20 protein-coding genes are annotated in these 16886 nt (G+C 58.2%); 11 read left to right on the top strand and 9 right to left on the bottom strand.

Annotated elements, in window-relative coordinates:
• Positions 1-7 precede the first annotated feature (7 nt).
• The 5 genes from ACG74X_RS01165 (at position 8) to ACG74X_RS01145 (ending at position 4354) form a co-directional block, all read left to right on the top strand.
• Positions 8-1270, top strand: coding sequence for an ABC transporter substrate-binding protein (locus ACG74X_RS01165; RefSeq protein ID WP_411232118.1), 1263 nt, complete (start codon positions 8-10; stop codon positions 1268-1270).
• A gap of 454 nt (positions 1271-1724) precedes the next feature.
• The gene (locus ACG74X_RS01160) at positions 1725-2225 is read left to right on the top strand and encodes a YbjN domain-containing protein (protein ID WP_411232117.1); all 501 of its coding nucleotides are present in this window, start codon (positions 1725-1727) and stop codon (positions 2223-2225) included.
• Positions 2226-2260: 35 nt separating this feature from the next.
• Positions 2261-3076: a pyrroline-5-carboxylate reductase gene (gene proC / locus ACG74X_RS01155; protein WP_411232116.1), complete on the top strand. Its 816-nt coding sequence runs from the start codon at positions 2261-2263 to the stop codon at positions 3074-3076.
• Positions 3069-3407 carry a tRNA-binding protein gene (locus tag ACG74X_RS01150; RefSeq protein WP_411232115.1) on the top strand — a complete coding sequence of 113 codons (339 nt, stop codon included), beginning with the start codon at positions 3069-3071 and terminating at the stop codon, positions 3405-3407. The genes proC and ACG74X_RS01150 overlap by 8 nt, the downstream gene beginning before the upstream one ends.
• A complete protein-coding gene (locus ACG74X_RS01145) occupies positions 3401-4354 on the top strand; it encodes a 2-hydroxyacid dehydrogenase (RefSeq protein WP_411232114.1) in 954 nt (317 codons plus the stop codon). Before ACG74X_RS01150 ends, ACG74X_RS01145 begins: the two co-directional genes overlap by 7 nt.
• Here ACG74X_RS01145 and ACG74X_RS01140 read toward each other — a convergent pair.
• On the bottom strand, positions 4351-4605 hold the full coding sequence (locus ACG74X_RS01140; protein WP_411232112.1) for a hypothetical protein: 255 nt from the start codon (positions 4603-4605) through the stop codon (positions 4351-4353). The two genes, ACG74X_RS01145 and ACG74X_RS01140, sit on opposite strands and share 4 nt — an antisense overlap.
• 124 nt (positions 4606-4729) lie before the next feature.
• Between ACG74X_RS01140 and ACG74X_RS01135 the strand changes: the two genes are divergently transcribed.
• A complete protein-coding gene (locus ACG74X_RS01135; RefSeq protein ID WP_411232111.1) occupies positions 4730-5848 on the top strand; it encodes a beta-ketoacyl-ACP synthase III in 1119 nt (372 codons plus the stop codon).
• A gap of 67 nt (positions 5849-5915) precedes the next feature.
• Here the strand turns inward: ACG74X_RS01135 and ACG74X_RS01130 are convergent, their stop codons facing one another.
• From ACG74X_RS01130 to ACG74X_RS01120, 3 genes are all read right to left on the bottom strand, one after another.
• Positions 5916-6371, bottom strand: coding sequence for a PRC-barrel domain-containing protein (locus ACG74X_RS01130; protein WP_411232110.1), 456 nt, complete (start codon positions 6369-6371; stop codon positions 5916-5918).
• Positions 6372-6501: 130 nt separating this feature from the next.
• A complete protein-coding gene (locus ACG74X_RS01125) occupies positions 6502-7170 on the bottom strand; it encodes a lipoyl protein ligase domain-containing protein (protein ID WP_411232108.1) in 669 nt (222 codons plus the stop codon).
• Positions 7171-7172: 2 nt separating this feature from the next.
• The gene (locus ACG74X_RS01120) at positions 7173-7751 is read right to left on the bottom strand and encodes a thymidine kinase (RefSeq protein WP_411232107.1); all 579 of its coding nucleotides are present in this window, start codon (positions 7749-7751) and stop codon (positions 7173-7175) included.
• 380 nt (positions 7752-8131) lie between these two features.
• On the opposite strand from ACG74X_RS01120, the gene ACG74X_RS01115 reads away from it, so the two are divergent.
• Both ACG74X_RS01115 and ACG74X_RS01110 read left to right on the top strand, forming a co-directional pair.
• Positions 8132-8482, top strand: a complete 351-nt coding sequence (locus ACG74X_RS01115) for a YigZ family protein (RefSeq protein ID WP_411232106.1) — start codon at positions 8132-8134, stop codon at positions 8480-8482.
• Positions 8483-8488: 6 nt separating this feature from the next.
• Entirely contained in the window at positions 8489-8839 is a 351-nt protein-coding gene (locus tag ACG74X_RS01110) for a diacylglycerol kinase (RefSeq protein ID WP_411232104.1), read from the top strand.
• Here ACG74X_RS01110 and ACG74X_RS01105 read toward each other — a convergent pair.
• Positions 8823-9212, bottom strand: a complete 390-nt coding sequence (locus ACG74X_RS01105) for a thiol-disulfide oxidoreductase DCC family protein (RefSeq protein ID WP_411232102.1) — start codon at positions 9210-9212, stop codon at positions 8823-8825. The two genes, ACG74X_RS01110 and ACG74X_RS01105, sit on opposite strands and share 17 nt — an antisense overlap.
• A 153-nt stretch (positions 9213-9365) precedes the next feature.
• Here ACG74X_RS01105 and ACG74X_RS01100 point away from each other — a divergent pair, with 153 nt between their 5' ends.
• On the top strand, positions 9366-10151 hold the full coding sequence (locus ACG74X_RS01100; RefSeq protein WP_411232100.1) for a hypothetical protein: 786 nt from the start codon (positions 9366-9368) through the stop codon (positions 10149-10151).
• A 3-nt stretch (positions 10152-10154) separates the two neighbouring features.
• Here the strand turns inward: ACG74X_RS01100 and rimO are convergent, their stop codons facing one another.
• Complete coding sequence (rimO, locus tag ACG74X_RS01095) at positions 10155-11516, bottom strand: 30S ribosomal protein S12 methylthiotransferase RimO (protein ID WP_411232870.1); 1362 nt, start codon at positions 11514-11516, stop codon at positions 10155-10157.
• Positions 11517-11703: 187 nt separating this feature from the next.
• Between rimO and ACG74X_RS01090 the strand changes: the two genes are divergently transcribed.
• Positions 11704-13674: an alpha/beta hydrolase family protein gene (locus ACG74X_RS01090; protein ID WP_411232098.1), complete on the top strand. Its 1971-nt coding sequence runs from the start codon at positions 11704-11706 to the stop codon at positions 13672-13674.
• 57 nt (positions 13675-13731) lie between these two features.
• Here the strand turns inward: ACG74X_RS01090 and ACG74X_RS01085 are convergent, their stop codons facing one another.
• A complete protein-coding gene (locus ACG74X_RS01085) occupies positions 13732-14313 on the bottom strand; it encodes a GcrA family cell cycle regulator (RefSeq protein WP_411232097.1) in 582 nt (193 codons plus the stop codon).
• A 119-nt stretch (positions 14314-14432) separates the two neighbouring features.
• Here ACG74X_RS01085 and ACG74X_RS01080 point away from each other — a divergent pair, with 119 nt between their 5' ends.
• Positions 14433-15242: an ABC transporter permease gene (locus ACG74X_RS01080; protein WP_411232095.1), complete on the top strand. Its 810-nt coding sequence runs from the start codon at positions 14433-14435 to the stop codon at positions 15240-15242.
• Here the strand turns inward: ACG74X_RS01080 and ACG74X_RS01075 are convergent.
• Together ACG74X_RS01075 and ACG74X_RS01070 are read right to left on the bottom strand one after the other, a co-directional pair.
• Positions 15214-16113, bottom strand: a complete 900-nt coding sequence (locus tag ACG74X_RS01075) for a DMT family transporter (protein WP_411232093.1) — start codon at positions 16111-16113, stop codon at positions 15214-15216. The genes ACG74X_RS01080 and ACG74X_RS01075 overlap by 29 nt on opposite strands.
• Positions 16114-16148: 35 nt before the next feature.
• Entirely contained in the window at positions 16149-16844 is a 696-nt protein-coding gene (locus tag ACG74X_RS01070) for a CDP-alcohol phosphatidyltransferase family protein (protein WP_411232092.1), read from the bottom strand.
• Positions 16845-16886: the final 42 nt, after the last annotated feature.

Raw genomic sequence — 16886 nt, 5'->3', positions numbered from 1 at the left:
ACTTGGAATGAACGGATTGAAAACATCGGCGCTGGCGATTGGCGCGGCGCTTGCCTTTGCCAGTGTCGGGACCGAGGCGGCGGCGCAGGACTGCACCACCAAGATCGGCGCGGTGCTGCCCACATCGGTGGACTGGGGCAAGCCCATCGCGTCCACGGCGCAATACGCGGTGGACATTGCGAACGAGACCGGCGGCGTGGCGGGATGCCAGATCGAGATGGTGCTGCGCGATACGCAGGTGGACCCGAAAGTGGGCGTTGATGCGGCCAAGGCTTTGGTTGATCTCGACGGTGTGCAACTGCTTTTGGGCGCGGTCTCGTCGGGCGTGTCGATGCCGATCCTGACCTCGGTCACGGTGCCGGCTGGCGTGATGCAGATGTCGTGCTGCTCCTCCTCGACCGCGTTCACGGCGTTGTCGGAAGAAGGCAAAACCAATGGCCTGTTCTACCGCACCTTTGCCACCTCCGGCGTGCAAGCAGCGGTCGGCGCGATGGTCGCGCAAGAGCAAGGCTACGAATCCGTTGCGGTGTTCTACAAGAACGACGACTGGGGGCAGGACATCGGCGGTTTGGTGGCCGAGGACCTGCGCGCGCTGGGCATCGAAGTGACGGCCGAGATTGCCATCAACGACGCGCAAGCGTCCTACCGCGCGGAAGTGACCGAGGCGCTGCAGACGCAGCCGCAGGCGATTTACATGGCGCTTTACCCCGACGAAGGCACGCAGGTCGTGCGCGAGTGGATCTCGCTTGGCGGGACGCAGAACATGATCGCGGCGAACGCTTTGAAATCGGACGAGTTCAAGGAAAATGTCGGGATGCAGTTCCTTGGCAATTTCATCGGCACCGACACCGCGTCGCCGCGTACTGAGTCCGCCGATGCGTTCGTCGACGCCTACACCGCCCGCTTTGACGGCCCGCCCAGCGGTCCGGGCCTCGCCAACAGCTATGATGCCACCATGATCGCGCTTCTGGCGATGCACGCCGCAGGGGAAGGGGCCGCCGGGCCACAGATCGCCGAGAAGGTGAGCGCCGTCACCGACCCGAACGGCACGCCGGTGACGGCGGATGCGGCGGGCTTTGCGCAGGCGAAAGAGGTCCTCGATAGCGGCGGCACGGTGTCTTACCAGGGCGCGACGGGCAATGTGCAGTTCGATGCCAATGGCGACGTGTCGGCCCCGGCTGTTATATGGAGTTTTGGCGAAAGCGGCATTGACGAAATGAAGTATATTTCCCTGACCGAGGTGAATGACTTTATGGCGTCGATGAAATGATGTGATGTCGAATTGGCTGTACCAATCCGACAGGCGGCGCGTCTCTGACCAGACGCGCCGTTTTTTTTTAGGGGCGCTGCCCCTCGGCGCTGCGCGCCTCACCCCGAGGTATTTTGCGCCCAAAGAAACCGGAACAGGTAAAGACCGGTCGAGCAGCGTAGCTGTGCGATCAAGGGCAAACCTGTTGCTTTTGTAAACCTGGCAAGTGCCTGCATGGTAGTGATGGCATGTTTCCGGGTGAGCTATCCACAGATTGTGGCACTGTGCGCTTTTTCTACATTTTGTGGACTTCTCCACAACTTATTGCGGCTGTCGTGGAAAAATTGCTTTACGGCAGGCCATTGCGCAGGCAGCATATATTGTAGGGGACAAGCGGAACACCGCAGCCCGTTGAGCAGGCACCGAAGGATTGAGGCCAGAAGGCCCCCTTCGACAGGCATTAGGAGGTGGCGTCATGGCCCTATCCGAGCAATATCTTGAAGACGACATTCATCCCATCGACTTGGTCGAACATATCGCCGAGCATCACGATTGGGACTTCGATCGCATCGCAGAGGATCAGATCGCGATGGCGGTCGAAGGCCAGTGGCGGACCTATTCCATCACGTTGGCGTGGTCGCCTTATGATGAAACGCTTCGGCTGATCTGCAGCTTTGATATGGAGCCGCCGACCAAGCGGATGCCCGTGCTGTATGAAATTTTGAACGAGGTGAACGATCAGTGCTGGGCCGGAGCGTTCACATATTGGGACGAGGCGAAGTTGATGGTGTATCGCTATGGTCTGGTTTTGGCGGGTGGCAACGTGGCCAGCGCCGAACAGATTGACACGATGATCAATTGCGCCGTGATGAGTGCAGAACGCTATTATCCGGCCTTCCAGCTTGTCGCTTGGGGCAATCGCGCGCCGAAAGAGGCGCTTCAGGTCGCCATTGCAGAGGCTTACGGGCGCGCGTAACACTGGCCCGCGACACGGTTTGTTGGGGGGGGCGTATGCAGAATTCTGATATCGCGAAACGTGGTCTGGTGTTGCTGGGCTGCGGCAAGATGGGGTCGGCCATGCTTGAAGGTTGGTTGGCGGGGGGGCTGCCTGCGTCATCGGTTTGGGTGAGCGATCCACATCCGTCTGATTGGGTGCGCGCGCAGGGTGTTCATATCAATGTGGCGCTGCCGGATGATCCTGCGATTGTGTTGGTTGCGGTGAAGCCCCAGATCCTGCGCGACGCCTTGCCGACACTGGCCCCGTTGGGCAATGCGACGACGGTCTTTCTGTCCGTGGCGGCAGGCATCACGATTGAGACCTTTGAAACCATGTTGGGCGATCAAACGCCGGTGATCCGGTCGATTCCGAACACACCTGCCGCTGTAAAACAGGGCATCACAGCCCTTATCGGCAATGAACAAGTGACTGAGGATCAGCTATCGATGGCGGAAACGTTGCTGTCTGCAATTGGCCAGACCGTGCGGTTAGAGACCGAAGATCAGATGGATGCAGTGACGGGGCTGTCCGGGTCGGGTCCGGCTTATGTGTTTCATATGATCGAATGTCTTGCCAAAGCAGGAGAGGCACAGGGGCTTGCGCCTGATCTGGCGATGACATTGGCCAAGGCAACAGTTGCCGGATCTGGCGCACTTGCGATGCTGGCAGACGATACGCCCAGCCAGTTGCGGGTCAATGTGACCAGTCCTAATGGAACCACACAAGCGGGTCTGGATGTGTTGATGGACGAGGACACCGGACTGCCGCCGTTGATGATCAGGACGGTGGACGCCGCCACCCAGCGGTCAAAGGCGCTCGCCAATGGCTGAGGTTACGTTTGACGATTTTATGAAGGTCGATATTCGCGTCGGCACGGTGGTCAAGGCGGAACCCTTTCCAGAAGCGCGCCAGCCTGCGATCAAGTTGTGGGTTGATTACGGAGCAGAGATCGGAATCAAGAAATCCTCGGCTCAGATCACGGATCATTATGAGCCGGCAACCCTGGTCGGCAAAAAGATCATGGGCGTCGTCAATTTCCCGCCGCGCCAGATTGGTCCGTTTATGTCCGAAGCATTGGTGCTTGGGTTTACGGACGCCCAGAACGCCGTTGTATTGGCGGTGCCGGATAAAGAAACACCTGATGGAGCGCGCTTGTGCTGAAACTTTTGATAACCCGCAATTTACCTGACCGCGTTGTCGCTAAGGCGCGCGAGATGTTTGACCTGACATATCGGGACAGTCCTGATGTGATGTCACGCGAAGAGATGATCCAAAGCTTGCAGGATTACGATCTGGTGCTGCCCACGTTGGGGGATCTGTATTCGGCCGATGTGTTTGAGGCAGCCGGAGTGCCGCGGTGCAAGCTGCTCGCGAATTTTGGTGTCGGGTACAATCATATTGATGTCGCCGCTGCTGAAAAGGCGGGGGTCAGGGTGACCAACACGCCCGGGGCTGTGACCGATGCAACTGCGGACACGGCGCTGACGCTTATGCTGATGACGTGCCGCCGCGCCGGTGAAGGGGAACGGATGCTGCGCAAGGGCGAATGGAACGGGTGGCATCCGGTGCAGATGCTGGGTTTGCACATGTCAGGCAAAACGCTGGGCGTCGTCGGCATGGGGCGTATTGGACAGGCCATCGCAAAACGGGCGCATTTCGGGTTTGATATGCAGATCAAATATGTGAACCGGTCCCGAAAGGATGTGCTGTTTCCTGCCGAACAGGTGCCAACATTAACCGATTTGGCCGGACAGGTGGATGTGCTGGTGGTGGCTGTGCCCGGTGGTGGGGCAACGCATCACCTGATCAATGCGGATGTGTTCAATGCGATGCAGCGCCATGCGCTGTTTGTGAATATTGCGCGTGGCGATGTGGTGGACGAAGCGGCGTTGATCACGGCGTTGCAGAACAAGAAAATCGCCGGTGCCGGGTTGGATGTTTACGAGTTTGAACCAAACGTGCCGCAAGCCCTGATCGACATGGAGAACGTCACCCTGTTGCCGCATCTGGGCACGGCGGCGCTCGAAGTGCGCGAGGATATGGGGATGATGGCGGTCGATAATCTGATGGCGTTTGCAACTGATCAGGTTTTGCCGAACGCGGTCTAGATTTCCTTGGCACCGGGTTTCGGAACCGGTGCAGCGTCTGATGCGTCGCGGTCCGGGGACCATTCCGGGTCACGTCGCTTGATACGTTGCGACACAAGAAATGCGCTGGGCCAGGCCAGAAGAAATCCGATGATCGCCGAACCACCGATGGTCCACCAATTGTAGTAGCCAAGCGTGAAAACGGTGATGACAAGAGCACCAGTGATCAAAGCGCCGCTCATCAGCGTCAGAATAATGGATAAACGGTCCATAAGAAGCCTCCTTCGTCGACAAAACGCGCGGCACAGGGCCAGAGTTCCGAAAGTCGCGTAGCGTCGCGCTTGACCCTTGGTTTGGGATAAAGTGTGCTCACGCGCATCACATCGGGAGCACAGCATGATCCAGCCAGCCATCACCGGAAGTGGTGTTTTCACGCCAGAGAGCATCATCACCAATGACGAATTGGTGGTCGCGTTCAACGCCTATGCAGATCGTGTGAATGCTGAAAATGCGGATGCGATTGCCGCTGGAGAGGTGGAGGCGGTGCCGCATTCCAGTGCGGAGTTTATCGTTAGCGCCTCGGGGATTGAACAGCGCTACGTGATGGACAAGGACGGTGTGCTGGACCCTGACCGCATGTTCCCGAAGTTAAACGCGCGACCGGATGATGCGCCGTCGATCATGGCAGAGATGGCGGTGGCGGCGATTGAAACCGCTTTGGCGCAGGCCGGGCGCGATGCGTCCGAGGTCGATCTGGTGATCTGCGCCGCATCGAACCATGAACGCGCCTATCCAGCAATTGCGGTCGAAATCCAGAATCTGATCGGGGCGGGGGGCTTTGCCTTTGACATGAATGTCGCCTGTTCTTCGGCCACGTTTGGCATTCAGGCAGCGGCGGATATGGTGCGGGCGGGGTCGGTGCAATGCGCGATTGTGGTCAATCCCGAGATCTGTTCAGCGCATCTGGAATGGCGCGACAGGGATTGTCACTTTATCTTCGGGGATGTGGCGACGGCAGTGGTGATCGAACCCGCTGCCAATGCCAAGGGCGCGCATTTCATGATCCACGGCACCCGCTGCGCGACCGAGTATTCCAATAATATCCGCAACAATAACGGGTTTCTGCGCCGCACACATGACCAAATGGACGACCGCCGCGATATGCAATTCATGCAAAACGGTCGGAAGGTGTTCAAAGAGGTGCTGCCGATGGTGTCGGCGCATATTCTGGGACATCTGCAAGACACCGGTTGGACGCCGGACGATCTCAAACGCCTTTGGCTGCATCAGGCGAACAAGACAATGAATGATTTTATCGGGAAAAAGGTTCTTGGTCGCACACCGATTGCCGGGGAACAGCCAAACATCTTGCAAGATTACGCGAATACCTCTTCTGCGGGGTCGATTATTGCGTTTTCAAAATATTCCAGCGATCTGACCCTCGGTGACCGGGGTGTCATCTGTTCATTCGGAGCAGGCTATTCCGTTGGTTCTGTTTTAGTCCAGCGCGCCTGACAGTTTTCTTATATGACGAGACAAAAAAGAGAGGGCCTGACGCCCTCTCTTTCTGATTTGGGATCAATCAATCCCAGAAACCTTCGTCGACCGACTCCAGCTGTTCCAGCTCTTCTTCGCTGTGACGTGTGACCATCGCGTAGGTCCGGTCATCCACGGCGACAAGATTGACGTTTTCGACCGGAATGACCACGTGCTTGTCGGCGATGTCGAGAAAACCACCGACTTCGGCAACCACACCGATCATCCGGCCATCCTTGCTCAGAATGATGTCTTCAATCTCGCCGACTTCGTTCCAGTCTGCGCCAACTTCTGGATGAACCATGTCACCAGACCAGCCCTCATCATCCGCTTCGTTCATCGTGTAAATGTCGCCACCCGTGATATCGCGTGTGCGGATCAGGTTGGCCCGGTCCTCCAGCATTGCGCTGCTGTCGGTCGGGGATGCGTTTGTATGGTTGTCGGCCCATGCACCTGTTGTGGCGATGGTCAGGGCGAGTGCGCTTGCGAACATCTTAGTCATCATGTCCTCCTTGGTTGTTTTTCTGATGCTGAGAAAACGCAATTCCCCCAAAGACGTTCCAAGGATTATTTTTCACGGATGACGGAACTTTTCGTACGAGCCGCGCGTCAACTGTGTCGGGCAAAGCAGATCAGCCAGCGTTGTCGAAACCGCGTTTGACACGCTCCAGAAAGCTGTCTGTTTGCATCCCCGACGGCAGGCCGGTATGCGCCGCAGGATCAATCTGTCGGTCTTGGTTCAGGGCAGTCAGAAAGATGTTCAACGCCTCAATCGCCTTAGCGTCGGGCGGCGCAATCAACATCAAAGCATGGGCCAGCACGGCATATCGCGTCTTGTCTGCCTTGCACGGGCGAAATCGCATCGCGGTGCCTGCGAATTTCAGCCCGTTCCATTGAACATTATGCGCACCGTCACAAAACGCACCGGGTTGCCAGCCTCGGGTTGCGCCGTCACCCAAGGCGGCCTCGATTGGGGAACACAGGCGGTTATATTCGCGGTCGAGGTCAAATTTTTCTTTCGGGGGGCGGGCATAGACATGGGTCACATTGATGATGCCGTTGCCCTGCGGCGTCACATCGCCTCCGGTGCTGCGCAGTGCGACGGGCCAGCCATCCTTCGCCAAAACACGGGTCACAGCGTCATATCCCGGCACCCGCGACAATTTACGCGGCGCAATCAGGCACTGGGGCGATTGCCAAAACCAAATTTGTCGCTTTGTCGGATCTTCGGATACCTCTGCCAAAAGAGCAGCTTCGCGGTTCATCGCGTCATCCGCCGAAAGCGTTTCAATCTGGATCACTTTTACATTCCTACTGCATCGCGCCAGTGTTTTCGGCACAGGCTGACATAGGTTTCATTCCCGCCAATCTGAACTTGGGCACCTTCGGTCAATACGGTGCCCTGATCGTCCTGGCGCACAACCATGGTGGCTTTGCGGCCGCAATGGCAGATGGTGCGCACTTCGCGCAGGGAATCCGCCAGTGCGAGCAGGGTGGCAGAGCCCGGAAACAGCGTTCCGCGAAAATCCACACGCAACCCGTACGCCATGACAGGCACACCCAGATCATCGGCCACGCGCGCCAGTTGCCAGACCTGATCGGGTGTCAAAAACTGGGCCTCGTCAATAAAGATGCAGGCCAGAGCGCCTTGGGCGAGTTGATCCCTGATCCGTTCAAAAAGATCGTCGGGCGGTGAAAAGGTATCGGCCTCTCGCGCAAATCCGATGCGTGATCCGATCTGGCCTTTGCCAGCCCGATCATCAAAGGCGGCAGTCAGGCGGTAAACCGACATCCCGCGTTCTTCATAGTTATGCGCCGCCTGCAACAGCAGGGTCGATTTTCCGGCGTTCATTGTGGAGTAGTTGAAATAGAGTTTGGCCATGCAGGATCATGTGCCGCATGCACGCATGCCCCGCAAGCCAAACGCATGCAGAAACAGGAGTGTGGGACGTTCAACACTGGGCTGTCGGTCGGAAATAACCTCCACGCGTCTCATCCGGCCAACACAAAGCGATTCCGGTGTCTAACCGTGGTCGTGTGGTTCTTTTTGTCCAACATTTTCGGGTCTGGCATTGCAGTACCATTGCGCTAAGCTGCCGATCAGGGGAAAGACGCGGTCATGCGTCCCAACTACTTTGGGGCGATTGTAAAGGTGCAAGTGATGCCATCATTCGGGCCATATCTGAACACACCTACCGAATGGTTTGGCAAAGATGCTTGCCTTGCCGCAAGTGCTGGTCGACATGAAGCTGCATCTGGAAGATGAAGCAGTTTGAAGGCGTCATCTCGGATCGCGGATCGAAATACGCGGTGAGCGGCGGGCCGGTGTCTGACCGCGCTGCTGTTGATGGCTTTCTCAAGACGCTGAAGCGCAAGAAGAAATACGCCAAGGCCACGCACAACACCTGGGCGGTTGTGTTTTCCGAGGGCGGCAGCCTGAAGAATGACGATGGCGAAGGCGGCGCGGGGCAGATCATTCTGCAAATGCTGGAACGCGAAGGGCTGACCGACCATGTGATCGTCGTGACGCGCTGGTATGGCGGCAAGCATCTGGGCGGGGACCGCTTTCGCCATGTGCAGGATTGCGTGCGCCATTACCTTGACCATGCGTGAACCGGAATGAAGCGTTTTTGGCAGCATGTGAGCACTCGCTCGCTTTGGTCGTGGCAGGGCTGTGTGGACACCTGGCGCGCGGAATACAGCTTTCGCGCCTGGGTCTGGGCGAATGTGGCATCCGCAGCGCTGGCGTTTCTGTTGCCGTTAAGCGGCGTTGAACGCGCGCTGATCCTCGCGCTGGGCGTGCTGGTTCTGGCGGCTGAACTGGTGAACACCGCGATCGAGGCGGCGGTGGATCACACCTCGATGGACACGCATCCCTTGGCCAAGCGCGCCAAGGACGCAGGCAGTGCGGGTGTCGCCGTGACAGCGATTGCAGCAGGCGTGGCCTGGGTCTTTATCCTGATTGGGTAGCGCGCCGCGCCTTGCGCCGCAGGTGCCAGCGGTAGATCAGCGGCGCGAGTGCGTGGTCATAAGCCACCGATGCGACCTGCTTGATGCCCGGCAATCCGACCACGCGCGCCAGCCAGCGATAGCGCGGCATGTCCCGCCACAGCACAAGAAACGCCGGTATGCCGCTGGTCAATTCACCATCCCGCAGCACGTATAGCCGCCGCGCCGCGGTGTCCTCGTCAAGGCCCCACGCCGCCCGGTCCGGCCCGTTCAGGTCATCGAACTGGATCGGCAGCCCGTGCTTTTTCGCGTAGGCGGCGTAATGGTTGATCTCGAACGAGCAGACAGGGCAGTCGTCGTTGAACAGCACTTTGGTTTGCGGAGTCTCGGTCATGCTGGAAAAGGTAAATCGCACCATGCCCGCGACAAGACACAGCCTGTCGCAGCCCTAGCGTGGATTTGCCGAACCCGTCGCCCCCGGAACCGCAGTGTTTATCAAAGCCGCAGCTGCGCCTATCCTGACGCCTGCAACACAAGGATTGATTTGATGCGGATTCTCATATTCACAGCCGTGGCGATGGCGAGCCCGGCGCTGGCGCAGCCGCTTTTTCCCAACTCGGTCGCGTCGAACGATCTTGATTTCATCACGGCCGCTGATCCCACGGCATTTGTCTGCGTCGATTACATCGGAACCGACCGGCGCGAGATGCCGGACAAGCGCACGGATGCGCTGTTTGCGGATGGCGTTCATATCTTTGAAGCCGCGTTCAACGATCTCGATGTGGTGCCGCTTTGGCTGCATCCCGACATTGGCACCGCCGAGGACGCGCGGGCGATTGCCGAAGAGGTTGCGACCGCCGTGGGCCGGTTGCCGATCCCGATGCGCGAGGCGTTGAACCATGTCGTGATCCATTCCGGCGATGAAACCGCCTTTGCCGAGGATGCAGGCCAGTTCTTCGTGCTTTATTCCGACAATATCGCCACACGGATTGCCAATAATGATCTTGAGGAAACCGTGTTTCACGAAAGCGTCCATGCGACATTGGACATCCCCCATGCCAGTTCGCCGGACTGGCGCGCGGCGCAAGAGGCGGATGGGACATTTATCACCGACTACGCAGCGCAATATCCCGACAAAGAGGACTTTGCCGAATCTGCCTTGTTTGCCTGGGCCCTGTTGATGCACCCTGGGCGCTTGCCCGAAGAGATCGAAACGCTGGTCAGGCAGGTGATGCCGAACCGCTTGGCCTTTTTCGAGGCATTGCTGGCCGAGGCATCGGATGACGCGGATTTGCTGGTGAACCCGGTTCAGCGCACGCCGCTGTGCAGCTAAGGGCTAAAGACGCCCCCAAAGGTCGTATGCGCCAGCCTCGTCCACCTCGACCGAGACGATCTCGCCCACGCTCAGGCCCTCGGTGCCCGCGTCGATAAAGAGATTGCCGTCGATCTCGGGCGCGTCTGCCTTGGTGCGGCAGGTGGCGATGCCGTCTGCGTCGACGTCATCAATGATCACATCCATGCGGGTGCCGACTTTCGCGGCCAGCTTGGCCTCGGAAATGGCCTGCGCCTTGGCCATGAAGCGGTCCCAGCGGTCTTGCTTTATCTCGGCCGGCACATGATCCGGCAGCGCGTTCGACCGCGCGCCGTCTACGTTTTCGTACTGAAAACATCCCACCCGATCCAGTTGCGCCTCGTCCAGCCAATCCAGCAGCGTCTGGAACTCGGCCTCGGTTTCCCCCGGATAGCCGACGATAAAGGTCGAGCGCAGGGTGATGTCCGGGCACACATCGCGCCAGGCGGCAATCTCGTCCAGCGTGCGCGACGCCGCCGCAGGCCGGGCCATGCGTTTGAGCGTGTCGGGATGCGCGTGCTGGAATGGAATGTCGAGGTAGGGCAGCACCAGCCCTTCGGCCATCAAAGGGATCAATTCGCGCACATGGGGGTAGGGGTAGACGTAATGCATCCGCACCCACGCCCCCAACGCGCCCAGATCACGGGCGAGGCTCAGGATCGGGAACTTCTCGTCCCGGTCCTTCCAGTCCGTGCCATAGGCCGAGGTGTCCTGAGAGATCACCAGCAACTCCCGCACGCCGCTTTCGACCAGCTTTTCCGCCTCGCGCAGCACCGCCTTGGCAGGGCGCGAGGTCAGCAGCCCGCGCATGTCGGGGATGATGCAGAACTTGCACTTGTGATTGCAGCCTTCCGAGATCTTCAGATAGCTGTAATGGCGTGGGGTCAGCTTGACGCCGCTTGCAGGAAGCAGATCAACAAACGGATCAGGCGCGGGCGGCACGGCGGTGTGCACGGCATCCAGCACTTGCTCGTATTGATGCGGTCCGGTGACGGCCAGCACCTTGGGATGCGCGCCGGTGATATAGTCGGGCTCCGCCCCCAGACAGCCGGTGACAATCACGCGCCCGTTCTCGGCCAAAGCCTCGCCAATGGCATCAAGGCTCTCGGCCTTGGCGCTGTCCAGAAACCCGCAGGTGTTCACAATCACCGCATCCGCGCCGGAATAATCCGGGCTGATCCCATACCCTTCGGCGCGCAGCCGGGTCAGGATACGCTCACTGTCCACCAGCGCCTTGGGACAACCCAGCGACACCATGCCGATGGTCGGTTGACCGATGCGCGGTGTGTCGGAGATGCGCGCGGCAGGCGCGAGATCGGGGCGAAGGGATGGCGGGTTTTGCGACATGAGCGGCTCATAGCGGTAAGCGCGCATGAGGAAAAGGGGCTATGACATCGGCTTCATGCGCAGAATACTGCCTGCCATGGTCGCCGTTGATTGTGAGGTTCGAAACTCTCGCCTAATTCTGTCCTGCGCGCTCACGAAAGGGTGAGCATGTGCATCTGGGTCAATGCAATAGCGACAGGTTATTGATATGCGTTTCTTGAAGTGGATATTGGGAAGTCTGGTTGTCATTACTCTTTTTGCGGCAGGTGCTTTGGCACTTTGGTCCCGTGACACTGCGCCGACGCATCCCACCCTTGCAGCGGCTGACCTGCCGCCAATTATCCCGGTTCGCGATTTTTGGGCGGATCGACGTGGTGAATGGAATTACAAGCCAAGTGCGGATGGCCAATGGCTGGCATGGAGCGCGGTTGAGTTGGCCGACACTGTGGTGCGTGTAGGAACCGCAGCGGATCAGGCTATCGTGACAACGCTCACAGATGTCGATTTCTTCTATTGGGACGATACACAACCCGCGCTGCTGGCCATAATTGAAGGCCGTCTTTGGCGCATCGACCCCACACAGCCAGATCAGGACAACTGGCGCGATGTCACGCCTCGGGGGTTCAACAACTGGTTCATTTCAAACCGTGTGAGCGACGCTTCGGATGCGTGGCTTGTGGCGTCGCGGGACCGCAACCCGGCCTTTGCAGACCTCTACACTACCAATCAGGACGGCGGAAACAAACAGCTTCTGATCGAAAATGAAGGCCAGACCGTCGGTTGGATCATGTCGGCAGACCTTGAGCCGGTAATCAGGATTGACCGGGCAGAGGAGGGTACCCTGTCCTATCTGGTGCGTGATGCAGACGATTGGCGGGTTTTGACAACGCTGTCGGTCAACACGGTTTTCCAAATCCACGAGGTGACACCGGACCAAAGTTTCGCCCTAGCGGTGTCCGGTCGTGATCGGGACAAGGCTGCGCTGGTGCGGGTTGATCTGACCACGGGTGCCGAAACAGTGATCTTTGCCGAAGCGGATGAGGATATCTATGAACTGGTGAACCTTGATCCGCATGATGGGCAGATTGATGCCGTGCTGACCCATATTGGAGCGTCGGATGTGCACGCACTGACGGATCGCGGTGAAACCCTGCGGGACTTGATCGCTGCCAAGGCTGACCGCGTTGAGGTGAACACGCTAAGTTGGGCTGGCTCGGGTCGCTTCGTCACGGCTACATTATCACCGGATGCGCTGAACTATACCTACCATTTGTTTGATCTGGATACCGGGCAAGAGCAGGCGTTGGGCACATTTTCCTTCCGCGAGCGTTATCTGGATCACCTTGTGCCGTCTGAAGAGGTGACGATCAAAGCCCGCGACGGGACGGATCTTCATGCGGTTCTGGTGCGTCCGCAAGGGGTTGAAGGGCCTGTGCCGCTTGTTGTTGAAGTGCATGGTGGCCCGGCGCTGCATCTGCAATGGGAATACCACCATTTTCGACAGTTCCTTGCCAATCGCGGCTACGCCGTTTTGGCCGTCAACTTTCGTGGATCAACCGGGTTTGGACTTGAGTTTCAGTCCAAAGGCTTTGGTCAGTTCGGTCGCGCGATGCAAGATGACCTGGTCGATGCGGCCAAATGGGCGATCGCGCAGGGCATCGCCGATCCCAATGCGGTGGCAATCCAGGGTGGCAGCTATGGTGGATACGCTGCGGCGATGGCCATGGTGCGGGACGCAGACGTGTTTGCGGCGGGAATTGCGGAACATGCCGTGCTTGATGTGTTGTACCAGATGCGGAATAACCCATTCGCCTGGGGCCTGACGCCGGAATACACAACACGCTATTTCGGCGATCCGGACATGACCGAGGATGCCGAAATCATGACGGCATATTCCCCGGTCACGCGGGTGAATTCGCTGGAAGATCCGATGTTGGTGGTGGCCGGAAAACGGGACAGCGTTGTCGGGTTTGAACAGTCAGAAGCGTTTTTGAATGCGGCCCGCGAGTCGGGTAAAGCGGTGGATGAGTTGATCTTTGAGGATGAAGGCCATGGTATTGCGCGCTGGCAGAACGAGATCCGCCATGCGCGCCGGGTTGAGGATTTTCTTGCGCAGCATCTGGGTGGGCGATCCGGCGGTCGCGACTGGATCGAGCTTGTTGCTGATGCGCTGGAATAACGCGGGGTGATCAATGCTCCGGCTCAACGCATCGCGGCGGGATAAGGTCTGCCTTTCCTACCGGCGACGATCCCGGCGCGAGGACATGGGTTGGAACGCCACGCCGACATGCGCTTCGCAATAGGGTTTGCCTTGTTGCACGGGCAGGCCGCAGAACCAGAAGTTCTCGGTTGCCGGGTCACCGACGGGCCATTTGCAGGTGCGTTCGGTCAGCTCCATCAGCGATAGCTTTTTCGCCTTCTTTTCGACCGCGTTCACCTTGGCCAATGCTTCCGGGCTGATCTCGTTGGCAGAGGGTTGCGGCGGCAGGGGTTGGCCTGCCGGAATAATTTGCCGGCGCGGACTGGGCGGAGGTGTGGCTGATTTGGTCTCCATCACCACTTCGGGCTTGACCGGTTTCGGGGGTGTGGGAACGGGCTTGGGTGCGGGTTTGGGCTTTGCATCCGCCTTTGCCGCTGGCTTTGGGTCCGTCTTTGCGGCCCCTGCTGCACCGGCGCGGTTTGACAGCCCAAGACGGTGGACCTTACCAATTACCGCATTGCGGGTGACGCCGCCCAGTTCCTTGGCGATCTGACTTGCAGACTGGCCTTCGCCCCACATCTTCTTGAGCAGCTCAACACGTTCATCGGTCCAGGACATCATGCCCTCCATCAAAAAGAGCGGCCGTTTGCGTTGGCCGCCCGATATCTCTAAGTCGTCCCTTATTCTAATCATGCGCAGCCGAGTTACAACCCGCGCAGACAGAGGAGATGCAGGCAATGCAGCCAAAAGGCCAGATGATTGCACAAGAACGCCGGTTCGGGCGGGTGAATTGGCTTGGCCTGTTCACATTGGCACAGCGCGAGATCCTGCGATTTGTCAATGTCTGGACACAAACCCTGTTGGCACCCCTGGTCACGGCGGGTCTGTTTCTGGTGATCTTTACCATCGCAATCGGCCCGCGCCGGGGGGATGTGATGGGTGTTGATTTCACCACGTTTCTGGCACCGGGTATCCTGATGATGACGGTGATTCAGAATGCCTTTGCCAACACATCATCGTCGATTGTCATTTCAAAGGTTCAGGGCAATATCGTTGATACCCTGATGCCACCTTTATCGGCACTAGAACTGGTTCTGGGCTATCTGGCCGGTGGCATCGCGCGCGGGCTTTTCGTGGCCGTGGCCATCGCGATTGCGCTTTGGCTTTTTCTGGGCATTCTGCCGCAACATCCAGTGACAGCCTTGTTTTTTGTCGTGATCGGCGGTGCGCTAATGTCAGGTATTGGCATGGTTGCCGGCGTGTTTGCAGAAAAATTTGATCAGATGGCCGCAATCACCAATTTCATTGTGACGCCCTTGGCGTTTTTATCTGGCACGTTCTATTCGGTTCAGTCTTTGCCGCCGGTTTTGAATGACATCACCCATATGAATCCGATCTTCTATCTGATTGACGGTGTGCGTTGGGGCATGTTGGGTGTGTCTGACAGCAGCCCTTGGCTGGGGGCGTCTGTGACCGTCGGGGCAACGATTGCCGTGAATGTGCTGGCTTGGTGGTTCTTCAAGCGCGGGTATCGCCTGAAGGCCTGAGCCGCGCTTCGCGCCAGGCCAGTAAACCCGCGCCACACATGATAATTGTCGCGCCAATGACCGACACCGTGTCGGGACGTATGTCGAACCAAATGAAATCATACAGCGCGGCAAAGACCAATGTGGCATAGAAGAACGGGCCAACAAAGCTGGCATCGGCACGGGCAATTGCATTGATGAAACAGGCTTGGGCTGCTGCCATCAGAAAACCAATTCCAGCCAGCGCCAGCCATTGTTCTGGTGTCGGTGCAATCCAGAATGCAATTGCCGCAACAGAAGAGATCACGACACCGATCACATTGTTGACCAGAAGGATCTGCATTGGCCCCTCGCGTCCGGCAAGACGTTTGATCACGATGACCTCGAACCCCAAAGCCAGTGCTGCGCCAAGCGCGAACAGCGCGGCTGGCTGAAAGGCTTCGGGGGTTGGACGCAACAGGATCATTGCTCCGGTAAAGGCGATAAGGGCCGCGGTCAGACGTATTGGTCCGACGCGTTCATTCAAAAGCGGAACAGCCAACAGCATCGCGATCACCGGGTTGAGAAAACTGATCGCGGTGGCGTCTGACAAGGGGATGAATGTTGCGGCGGCAAACATCAGTGTGACACCGCCCCAGCCGCACACCACGCGCAACGTGTGGGTCGGCCAGGCAATATCGGTAAAGCGAAGCCTCAGAATCCAGGCGGTACACCCAAACGCCAGTAGCGCAAAGATGAACCGGCCCTGACTGATTTGCAGAGGATTGAGCGGCGGGCCCAATTCATGTGTTCCCAACATTTTGGCCAGCAACGTCGTACCCGCGACAAAAGCCGAGGCAAGCAATGTCAAACCCGCAGCAAGGATCGGGTTCTGGGCGCTTGGAATAAACATCCTGCTGTCCTGCGCCTCTTAGCCGGGAAGTGCAATCACTGGTTTTTGACGGGAAAGACCTGCTGCACGATCCCAACCGCAATCAGATAAACGGATGTTGCCACAAGCCCCCAATGCGCCCAGCTTTCGGGATGGAAATCGACCCAGGCAGCCCAGCCGGCAAAAAATGTCCAGGCCAATGCAACCGGAAGCGATACCGCGCGCCAGCGCTCTGTGCGCACCGGGTGAATGAATTTCAACGGCAGGAACATCGCCACGGCCAGAACCGCCACCAAGGTTAACGAGACCCAGAAGTTCGGTTCAATTGCAAACAGCACCAAAATCAGCATGTTCCAGCACCCGGGAAATCCGTGAAAGGAATTGTCGGATGTTTTCATGCGATTGTCTGCAAAATACAAAGCGCTGGCAAAGGTGATGATGATAATTGCAAACCATCCCATCCAGCCTGGCAACAAACCGGACTGAAACAGCGCAAAGGCCGGTATGAAGACATAGGTGAGATAGTCGATGATCAAATCCAACAGCACACCATCAAATCGCGGCGCATGGGTTTTGACATTGTATTTCCGGGCCAGGGGGCCATCGACACCATCGACCGCAAAAGCCACGACAAGCCACAAGAACATGATCGACCATTCCCCCTGGGCGGCAGCCAGAAGGGCCAACATGGCGAATACCGCGCCGGTTGCGGTCAGAAGATGCACGCATAAGGCGCGGGATTGATCAGTCATACGTTTTATGTGACGGAATTTTTGGTCCGTTGCAAATGCTTG

It is taken from the genome of Marivita sp. S0852 (assembly GCF_046591575.1).
GTDB lineage: Bacteria > Pseudomonadota > Alphaproteobacteria > Rhodobacterales > Rhodobacteraceae > Marivita.
Note: the sequence above shows the minus strand (reverse complement) of the source record. Positions and strands in the feature narration are given on the sequence as shown.

What these genes read in the sequence shown, in the direction of transcription:
- ACG74X_RS01140 (WP_411232112.1), bottom strand. Translation starts at nt 4,605, where the DNA reads ATGGACCGTTTATCCATTATTCTGACGCTGATGAGCGGCGCTTTGATC.
- ACG74X_RS01085 (WP_411232097.1), bottom strand. Translation starts at nt 14,313, where the DNA reads ATGTCCTGGACCGATGAACGTGTTGAGCTGCTCAAGAAGATGTGGGGC.
- ACG74X_RS01115 (WP_411232106.1), top strand. Translation starts at nt 8,132, where the DNA reads ATGAAGCAGTTTGAAGGCGTCATCTCGGATCGCGGATCGAAATACGCG.
- rimO (WP_411232870.1), bottom strand. Translation starts at nt 11,516, where the DNA reads ATGTCGCAAAACCCGCCATCCCTTCGCCCCGATCTCGCGCCTGCCGCG.
- ACG74X_RS01120 (WP_411232107.1), bottom strand. Translation starts at nt 7,751, where the DNA reads ATGGCCAAACTCTATTTCAACTACTCCACAATGAACGCCGGAAAATCG.
- ACG74X_RS01135 (WP_411232111.1), top strand. Translation starts at nt 4,730, where the DNA reads ATGATCCAGCCAGCCATCACCGGAAGTGGTGTTTTCACGCCAGAGAGC.
- proC (WP_411232116.1), top strand. Translation starts at nt 2,261, where the DNA reads ATGCAGAATTCTGATATCGCGAAACGTGGTCTGGTGTTGCTGGGCTGC.
- ACG74X_RS01105 (WP_411232102.1), bottom strand. Translation starts at nt 9,212, where the DNA reads ATGACCGAGACTCCGCAAACCAAAGTGCTGTTCAACGACGACTGCCCT.
- ACG74X_RS01070 (WP_411232092.1), bottom strand. Translation starts at nt 16,844, where the DNA reads ATGACTGATCAATCCCGCGCCTTATGCGTGCATCTTCTGACCGCAACC.
- ACG74X_RS01075 (WP_411232093.1), bottom strand. Translation starts at nt 16,113, where the DNA reads ATGTTTATTCCAAGCGCCCAGAACCCGATCCTTGCTGCGGGTTTGACA.
- ACG74X_RS01150 (WP_411232115.1), top strand. Translation starts at nt 3,069, where the DNA reads ATGGCTGAGGTTACGTTTGACGATTTTATGAAGGTCGATATTCGCGTC.
- ACG74X_RS01100 (WP_411232100.1), top strand. Translation starts at nt 9,366, where the DNA reads ATGCGGATTCTCATATTCACAGCCGTGGCGATGGCGAGCCCGGCGCTG.
- ACG74X_RS01130 (WP_411232110.1), bottom strand. Translation starts at nt 6,371, where the DNA reads ATGACTAAGATGTTCGCAAGCGCACTCGCCCTGACCATCGCCACAACA.
- ACG74X_RS01165 (WP_411232118.1), top strand. Translation starts at nt 8, where the DNA reads ATGAACGGATTGAAAACATCGGCGCTGGCGATTGGCGCGGCGCTTGCC.
- ACG74X_RS01080 (WP_411232095.1), top strand. Translation starts at nt 14,433, where the DNA reads ATGCAGCCAAAAGGCCAGATGATTGCACAAGAACGCCGGTTCGGGCGG.
- ACG74X_RS01090 (WP_411232098.1), top strand. Translation starts at nt 11,704, where the DNA reads ATGCGTTTCTTGAAGTGGATATTGGGAAGTCTGGTTGTCATTACTCTT.
- ACG74X_RS01110 (WP_411232104.1), top strand. Translation starts at nt 8,489, where the DNA reads ATGAAGCGTTTTTGGCAGCATGTGAGCACTCGCTCGCTTTGGTCGTGG.
- ACG74X_RS01160 (WP_411232117.1), top strand. Translation starts at nt 1,725, where the DNA reads ATGGCCCTATCCGAGCAATATCTTGAAGACGACATTCATCCCATCGAC.